Raw genomic sequence first — 7,488 nt, 5'->3', positions numbered from 1 at the left:
ACGTTCGTGCCTGCGTCACCGATGGGCGCCGCGCCCGCGCCTGGCGCCGGGCCTGCCACAGGCAGGACGCCACCACCACGACCGGCCACATCGCCTGTACCGAGGTCACGACGCGCTCGGCGACACCCGCCGCGCCGTCGCTCTCCACCTCGAACAGGAACCAGGCCGCGCCGAGCCACATCAGCGAGCTCATCACCACCGACGGCACCGGCCGCAGCCCCCATGGCGCACGACGGCCGCGGCGGGTGGCGAACACCGGCCACAGCGCCAGAAGACTGAATCCGACGCCGACCACGGCGCCGTGCAACAGCGAGCCACCGGTGCGCGGCGCCGGGAACACCGTCAGCAGGATCGCCGCCACCCCGCCGCCGGCCAGACACAATCGTCCGGAGAGTTTCGCGGCGCGCAGCCCCCATGCGGTCGCCATGTAGCAGGTGCCGACGGCGATGAGGGTGGTGGTCAGGACCAGGTAGCCGCGATGGTTGCCGGCTGCGAGCACGCTGACCGTCTGCGTGACCGGGTTGTATCCCGGCTCCTCCAGGAGTGTGGCCGTTGTGAATCCCACGACCAGGAGAACAGGGGTGCAGCTCGACGAGATCAGCGCCCACCAAGTCACAAGTCGCATTAGTCCATGATAAAACCGTCACATCGCGCGTGCGCAGCCAAGCGGGCGGATCGCACCGGCGGACCGAACGTTTCCGGCCGCGCCGCATGCGCGTTCGCCCACGCACTCTGTGTGACCGCCCGCGCTCCTGCATCCCGCGCGTTCCCGGATGCGGACCGCCGTTCCGCCGTTTCGCCGCGGGGCGAAAAGGCACGCATGCACGGCCTTTCCGGGACATCCGGCGGTGCTCGTCGGGACGATCTCGAAGTGCTTCTGGTGAAGCGTCAGTTGGCCGCATATTCTCCGGGTGCCACTGGCGGCCGGTAGGGGCTGCCACGTTCGCCACGGGAGACTGCATGGCCGTCCACGAGCACGAGGTCGATCGGCGCACGCTGTTCAGAGTCGGTCTGGGAGGGGCCGTGGCCGCGGTCGTCGGCACCGAACTGGCCTTCCCCGGCACCGCGCACGCCGCGGGCGCCACGCCCGAGACGCCCTCGGCCGAGTTCCCCTGGATCATCGACTGCGACACGTGGGGCGCCCGCCCGCCGTCGAGCCCGATCCAGATCACCGGCAACGCCACCAACAAGATCATCCTGCACCACATGGCGTTCCCGAACGTGACCGACTACTCGCGTGACCACGCGATCCAGTTGGCCAAGGACTGCCAGAACCTGCACATGGACACCAACGGGTGGGCGGACACCGGCCAGCACTTCACCGTCAGCCGCGGCGGCTACGTACTGGAGGGCCGGCACCAGAGCCTTTCGACGCTGGAGACCGGCGAGCACCAGGTGATCGCCGCGCACTGCCCGGGGGAGAACGGCAACGCGATCGGCATCGAGAACGAGGGCACGTACATCACCGAGACGCCGCCCGAGGCGCTGCTGGACTCGCTGGTGGAGCTGTGCGTCACGGTGTGCCGGCAGTTCGGCCTGAACGCCTGGGACATCTTCGGGCACTGGGACTTCTACACCACCGACTGTCCCGGCATCGCGTTCTACGCGCAGTTCCCGATGGTCCGCACGCGCGTCCTCAAGGCGATGCACACCCCGCACGCGCGGATTCCCGCCCGCCGCTGGCCCGACATCTGGCGGTTCGTCGACGGCCCGGTGGTCGAGGTGGCGCAGTACCTCCTGGACAACGCCGGCTACGCGCTGGCCACCGACGGCAACTTCGGCCTCGACATGAACGACGCGGTCACCGACTTCCAGACCACGCACGGCATTCCGGTCACTGCGGACTGCACCTTCGACACCGCGACCTGGGAGGCGCTCGCCCCCCGCCTCGACAAGCACGCCACCGGACTCCCGGTCAGCGCGCTCCAGTTGATGCTGAGCCGCAAGGGCTACGGCGACGTCACCGTCAGCGGCACCTACGACCACGCCACGATGAAGGCCGTCCAGGGCATGCAGCGCCTGCACGGCCTCACCCCGAACGGCAAGGTGGACCTGAGCACTTGGTGCGCCGTCGTCGGCGGGTCGGTGCGCGAGGCGTTCGACTGTTAGGGCCGTGCCGACCGGCTGACCGTGGCCCCCGTCGCCGCGTCCGCTGCCGCTCCTGGCAGCGGCGCGGGGCGGAAGAGGCCGCCGCGGGCGCTGTGCGCGGCGGTCCGGGCGGCGACGGTGAGCCAGGCGGCGACGAGGAAGACGTAGAGGGCGACCGCCGCCGTCTTCAGGGGTGTCGAGTCGAGGTGGACGGCGAGGGCGCTGGTGCCGGTGACGCAGGTGCCGACCGGGAAGGTGAAGCTCCACCAGGTCAGCGAGAAGGGCAGGCCGGTGCGCAGCGTGCGCAGCGTGATGCTCGCGGCCAGCGCGAGCCACATCATGGCGAAGCCCCAGGTGGGGATGCCGTAGAGGAAGCCGAACGCCTCTGCCGCGCCGGCGTACGGGCTGGGTAGGGCGAGGTGGGCGACGTTGCCGAGCAGGTTGGCGGCGGTGACGGACTGGCCGAGCGGGCCGAGCACGATCCACAGGGTGGGGACCATGGCGGCCGGTCCGATCGAGTGGTGGACCAGCCGTCCCCAGATCTGGGTGATGATCACCACGCTCGCGAACAGGCTGATGCCGAACATCGCGTAGCAGCCCAGCAGCAGCGTCAACCGGCCCTGGCCGGAGGCGAGATGGGGGATCAGGGCGGCGCCGGTCGTGGCCGAGACCATGGGCGGCACCACTGGCATCAGCCAGCCGCCGAACGCGCTGTCGACGGCCGCCTTGCCGCCGGTTATCACCCGGTACGGAATCCACACCGCGGTGACCAGTCCGAGCGCGGTGCCCGCGGACCACAGGACGACGTCGATGACGAGGGCCGGGTGGGGGCCGATCCAGTCCTGCCCGAGGGAGAGCGTGCCCGCGCCGACGGTGAGCAGCGCCATCGCCGGGGCGCCCCAGAAGTACGCCATCACCGGGTGGTCCGCGTGCGCCTTGGCCTGTGCGCGGTGCCGGGTCCAGTGCACGGTCCAGGCCGCGGTGAGTGCCACCAGCAGGAACGCGGCGAGTGCCCAGACGACGGTGGCGGCCGTCCGCAGCCCCGGCACGTGCACCGGCAGGGTCGCCGCCGCGTTCGCAGTGATGCCGGTGCCCATGACCGAGGCGTACCAGTTCGGTCCGAGGTGCCGGAACAGGTCGGACGGGTGGTCGAGTTCGCGCAGCAGCCCCCAGGGACGGCGGCGCGCGGGCCGGGGTCCGCCGGGTCGCGACGGTGCGGCGAGCGAAGTGGTCATGCCCCCCACTTTCCGGCCGGCGCCGGGCCGCCGGTAGGGAGCAATCCGGCATGACGTCATAGACTCGGTTTATGCCCTTGACCAGCCGGGTCAGCGACCTGGGCCCGTTCGACCTGCTGCTGTCCGTGGCGCGCCTCGGCAGCCTCGGCGCCGCGGCGCGCGAGCACGGCATCAGCCAGCCCGCGGCCAGCTCCCGGATCAGGTACCTGGAGCGGCGTACGGGCGTCACGCTGCTGGAGCGCTCGCCGCAGGGCTCGCGGCTGACCGCGCAGGGCTCCCTGGTCGCCGACTGGGCGCGTACCGCGCTCGACGCGGCCGCCGCTCTGGAGGCCGGCCTCACCTCGCTGCACCTCACCGCCAAGGCGCGGCTGCCGGTGGCCGCGAGCATGACCATCGCCGAGTACCTGCTGCCGCACTGGCTGGTACGTTTCCACGCGGCGGTCGAGGGCACCGCCGTGGCCCTGACCACCGGGAACTCCGACGAGGTCGCCGCGGCCGTGCTGAGCGGCGCCGCCGCGATCGGGTTCGTGGAGGGCCCGGCGGTGCCGCGCGGCATCACCGCGGACCCGGTCGGGCGGGACGAGCTGACCGTGATCGTGCACCCGGAGCACCCGTGGGCCCGCCGCCGCCCGCCGTCCGCCGTCACCCCGGCGGAACTGGCCGCGACCTCCCTGGTCAGTCGCGAGCACGGTTCCGGCACCCGGCTCTACCGGGAGCGCGCGCTGCGGGCCAGGACCTCCCAGCCGCTCGCCGCCCCGGTCATCGAGGTCTCCTCCACCACCGCCATCAAGACGGCGGTGGCCGAGGGTGTCGCACCGGCCGTGCTCAGCTCGCTCGCGGTCGAGCGCGACCTCGCCGCCGGCACCCTCGTCGCCGTCCCGGTCGCCGGGCTCGACCTGACCCGCACGCTGCGCGTGGTGCACCGCACCGGTCAGGAGTTCTCCGGCGCGGCCCGCGAACTCGCGGCGATCGCCCGCCGCTGGGCTCCCCTGGCACCCCCCGGAGCCGCCTGACCCGAGCGGGTCGGCGGCGGTGGGTTCAGTCGTGCGTGGCCGTGGCCGAGGGGAGGCTGTCGGTGATGCTTCCTCCTTCGGAGGCCCAGACCGCCTGCATGGCCTGGTCGGCGGGCGTGCTGGCCGGGGCCGCCGTCCTTTCGCCCACCTCTGCCATCAACTGGCTTGCCGTCAAAGGCCGCTGCGGATCGGCGGTGGCCGCCATCAGCCGGTCGGCCATGTCGGGGTCGGTCTCGGGAGGGATCACCAAGAGGTCCCAGCGGCCCACCTGGTAGGAGAGCAACATCATTGTGTGCGGGTCCTGTTCGGCCGTGAACCAGCCGACCTTCACCACGTGCCCCGGGACCTGGACCTTGTGCGGGACGACCGGCCAGTAGGCGGGGTTGACGGTGACGCGGGTGATCCGGTCCCACCGGGCGTCGAGGGTCCCGATCAGCCCGGGAAGCTCGGCGGCGAGGTCGCGCGAGTGCGGCCACCAGGCGCCGTCGAGCAGGGCGCGGCTGGAGTCGGCCCGGGCCAGTGCCAGGCGGAGCGGGGGAGCCGGGGAGTGCTCAACTGCCGGGTGGGTAGGGCCCGTACCGGAAGCGGCCGGGCCGCGGGTCATCCTGTCGCGGGTGGCCGTGCCGGTCCTCGGTGCGGTCGGAGTGAGCGCATGCATGACGCGAACCTTGGTCCGGGCCGGCGGCGAACCGGTCCCGGCGTCGTCGATCGCCGAAAACGACACAAGCACGGTGGCGAGTGCACGAAATACCCTCGGTAGCTCCAGGCTACTCTTCGGCCGGCCCGGGTGCGGGCGGGCTCATGCGGCGCGGGCCGCCGGGCCGAGCATGGGGACGGCCGCGGGTGGATCGAGCAGGAGGGCGGACGCGCCGGTGAGCAGGAGCACGCGCGACACCGCGGGGGCCGGGTGGTGCAACCGCAGCACCCCGTCGGCCTCGGTGGTGCGCGCCGCCGCGGCCAGGAAGGCGTTGACGCCGCTGCAGTCGCAGAAGGTGACGGCGCTGAGGTCGACGTCTATGGTGCGGATGCCGTCGAGCAGGCACCGCCCCAGGATCTCGCCTATCAATGGTGCCGAGTCGAGGTCCACCTCTCCGGCGAGCGTGATCAGCGCGCGGTTCTTCGTGTCATGGCGGTACGCATTGAACGCTTGCGGCAGGGACATGATGCGCCTCGGTTCACGAGACCGACCCGGGCTGTCCGGGCGCGGTCGTACGTCGGCAGGCGGGGGGCGAAGTGCCGGTCCGGTGGCCTGTGTTCGACGGACGTCGGGTCGGCGGGGGAGCGCGGGTTCCTCGAAGGCGGTGGCGTCGGCGGACAGGTGGGCCGATCGGCGCCTACGGGCATCCGTGACCGGATGCGTACGGGGAGCGCTCGCTTGCCGGGGTTCAGGACGTCATGAAGGCAGCATAGCCCCTGTGGCATACGGCCTCGGGGAACAGCGGACCAGCGGTTAACGCTAAGCCGGTGATCATGGGCTTGGTGCCGGTCGGGAGCAGGTCTATCGCAGCTCGGCGTTCGGGTGGGGCTGGGCCTGGAGCCGTTCGCGTAGCTCGATCTCCTCGGCGGTGAGCGGCTCCCCGGGCTGGCGGATGCGTACGGGCTTCGGCCGCAGGGGCAGGCCGTCGTCCGCCGCGGCGGCCTCGGCTTCCGCCAGGGCCCGGTAGAGCGAGGCGACCGACGGGGACTTGCCCGCGTTCTTCCCGACCTTGATGGTGAGCTTCTTGGCGATGTCGGGGACGGGGACGCCTTTGTCCTTGTGCGCGACGGCGAAGGTGAGCATGTCGTCGTCGATGACTTTGGGGCGTCCACCGTGATTGCCCTTGGACGCGGCGATGACCTGGCCTTCTAGGGTCTTCTCCCGGATGTAGTTGCGCTCGATCTGCCCGGCGACGGCGAGGACGGCGAAGAACATGGCACCCATGCCGTTGGGGTCGTAGATGCCGGTGAGCGGGCCTGTGAGGAGTTCGAGCTGGATGCCGCCGGCCTGGAGCTCGGCGGACAGAGTCATCAGCTCGGCGGCGTTCCTGGCGAGGCGCTTGAGCTCGTGGACGGTGAGGATGACCGGGGTCTCGGGGGCGGCCTCCTTGAACTGGTGGGCCAGGGCGAGCGCCTTCTCCAGTTCGGGCCGGATCTTCACCCGGGTGCCGATCTGCTCCTTGAAGACCTTGTGGCACTCCGCCCGGTGGAGGGCTTCGAGCTGGCCCGCCAGTTCCTGCCGGGCGGTCGAGGTCCTCGCGTACCCGATGCGGACCGGGCGCTCGGTGCGGGGCGCCGGCACGACGGCGAGCACCGGGCCCTGCTTCCACGCACGGCCGGGGTGACGGTCGGCTGGAACGAGGACTTCGAGTTCCTCGCGAAGCGTGGGGACGAGGACGAAGCGCGGGGTGTGGTACTTCGCGGCGGTCTTCCCGCCGCGGGTGCGGCAGGCGGAGCCGGCGGGCGCGTCACAGTTCGGGCAATCGTGACATTCCACCGCCAATGCGGCCCGATCGGGCGTGAGATCCATCCGGGAAGTCTCTCAGAAGTGCCTCGCACAACATGCGGGTTTCGAGAGGACTTTTGCGAGCGGCGACCTGCGGAAACGTGATCACTCCGAGGGCTTTCGCAGAACTCTCACAGATGAACATTTATGAGAGTCATTCACCGTGCCGGGGCGGCCGTTCCCGCTCCATGGACAGCTGAAGACTGTTGCCCGGAACGCTTTGCGTTCCGGGCAGCATGTTGGGCGGTGGTAGGGAGTCTCCGGGGGGAGCCCTGGCCGTTTTCAGGCGGTCGGAGGGTTCAGCGTTCCGGCTGCGCGGCAGTGCTCGGCGTTGATGCGCTGTGCTTCTTCGAGCTGGTCTTCGAGGATGACGATGCGGCAGGCGGCCTCGATCGGGGTGCCCTGGTCGACGAGTTCGCGGGCGCGTGCGGCGATGCGCAGCTGGTAGCGGGAGTAGCGGCGGTGTCCGCCGGCGGAGCGCAGCGGGGTGATGAGGCGGGCTTCGCCGATGGCACGGAGGAAGCCTTGGGTGGTGCCGAGCATTTCGGCGGCCCGGCCCATCGTGTAGGCGGGGAAGTCGTCGTCGTCGAGACGGCCAAGCGTGTCGCCTGCGGTCATTTCACCTCTCTGTGGAGCATGTGGAGGGGCCCTGGTGCCTATGGCACCAGGG

Annotated in this window: 8 protein-coding genes; 2 read left to right on the top strand and 6 right to left on the bottom strand. The window is 71.2% G+C overall.

Going from position 1 to position 7,488, the window contains the following annotated elements:
- Nucleotides 1–625 (bottom strand): DUF998 domain-containing protein (locus tag AC13HU_RS26790; protein WP_483044529.1); only part of this gene is annotated, 625 nt, incomplete at its 3' end.
- 335 nt (nucleotides 626–960) lie between these two features.
- Between AC13HU_RS26790 and AC13HU_RS26785 the strand changes: the two genes are divergently transcribed.
- Nucleotides 961–2,109 (top strand): peptidoglycan recognition protein family protein, encoded by a 1,149-nt coding sequence (locus AC13HU_RS26785; RefSeq protein WP_483044528.1) that lies wholly within the window; start codon nucleotides 961–963, stop codon nucleotides 2,107–2,109.
- Here AC13HU_RS26785 and AC13HU_RS26780 read toward each other — a convergent pair.
- On the bottom strand, nucleotides 2,106–3,323 hold the full coding sequence (locus AC13HU_RS26780) for a TDT family transporter (RefSeq protein ID WP_483044527.1): 1,218 nt from the start codon (nucleotides 3,321–3,323) through the stop codon (nucleotides 2,106–2,108). The genes AC13HU_RS26785 and AC13HU_RS26780 overlap by 4 nt on opposite strands.
- A 71-nt stretch (nucleotides 3,324–3,394) precedes the next feature.
- Between AC13HU_RS26780 and AC13HU_RS26775 the strand changes: the two genes are divergently transcribed.
- Nucleotides 3,395–4,336, top strand: coding sequence for a LysR family transcriptional regulator (locus AC13HU_RS26775; RefSeq protein ID WP_483044526.1), 942 nt, complete (start codon nucleotides 3,395–3,397; stop codon nucleotides 4,334–4,336).
- A gap of 25 nt (nucleotides 4,337–4,361) precedes the next feature.
- On the opposite strand, the gene AC13HU_RS26770 is transcribed toward AC13HU_RS26775, so the two are convergent.
- From AC13HU_RS26770 to AC13HU_RS26755, 4 genes are all read right to left on the bottom strand, one after another.
- Nucleotides 4,362–4,994, bottom strand: a complete 633-nt coding sequence (locus AC13HU_RS26770; protein WP_483044525.1) for a DUF5994 family protein — start codon at nucleotides 4,992–4,994, stop codon at nucleotides 4,362–4,364.
- A 141-nt stretch (nucleotides 4,995–5,135) separates the two neighbouring features.
- Nucleotides 5,136–5,498: an STAS domain-containing protein gene (locus AC13HU_RS26765; protein ID WP_483044524.1), complete on the bottom strand. Its 363-nt coding sequence runs from the start codon at nucleotides 5,496–5,498 to the stop codon at nucleotides 5,136–5,138.
- A 336-nt stretch (nucleotides 5,499–5,834) separates the two neighbouring features.
- The gene (locus tag AC13HU_RS26760; protein ID WP_483044523.1) at nucleotides 5,835–6,842 is read right to left on the bottom strand and encodes a recombinase family protein; all 1,008 of its coding nucleotides are present in this window, start codon (nucleotides 6,840–6,842) and stop codon (nucleotides 5,835–5,837) included.
- Nucleotides 6,843–7,100: 258 nt separating this feature from the next.
- Complete coding sequence (locus AC13HU_RS26755; protein ID WP_483044522.1) at nucleotides 7,101–7,436, bottom strand: MerR family transcriptional regulator; 336 nt, start codon at nucleotides 7,434–7,436, stop codon at nucleotides 7,101–7,103.
- Between the last annotated feature and the right edge of the window lie 52 nt (nucleotides 7,437–7,488).

The sequence above is a fragment of the Streptomyces sp. NH27 genome, assembly GCF_056859195.1.
The sequence above is the reverse complement of the archived record's forward strand: the minus strand, read 5'-3'. Positions and strand labels throughout refer to the sequence as shown.

Coding starts and splice junctions, on each gene's coding strand:
- AC13HU_RS26785 (WP_483044528.1), top strand. CDS start 961: ATGGCCGTCCACGAGCACGAGGTCGATCGGCGCACGCTGTTCAGAGTC.
- AC13HU_RS26780 (WP_483044527.1), bottom strand. CDS start 3,323: ATGACCACTTCGCTCGCCGCACCGTCGCGACCCGGCGGACCCCGGCCC.
- AC13HU_RS26775 (WP_483044526.1), top strand. CDS start 3,395: ATGCCCTTGACCAGCCGGGTCAGCGACCTGGGCCCGTTCGACCTGCTG.
- AC13HU_RS26770 (WP_483044525.1), bottom strand. CDS start 4,994: ATGCATGCGCTCACTCCGACCGCACCGAGGACCGGCACGGCCACCCGC.
- AC13HU_RS26765 (WP_483044524.1), bottom strand. CDS start 5,498: ATGTCCCTGCCGCAAGCGTTCAATGCGTACCGCCATGACACGAAGAAC.
- AC13HU_RS26760 (WP_483044523.1), bottom strand. CDS start 6,842: ATGGATCTCACGCCCGATCGGGCCGCATTGGCGGTGGAATGTCACGAT.
- AC13HU_RS26755 (WP_483044522.1), bottom strand. CDS start 7,436: ATGACCGCAGGCGACACGCTTGGCCGTCTCGACGACGACGACTTCCCC.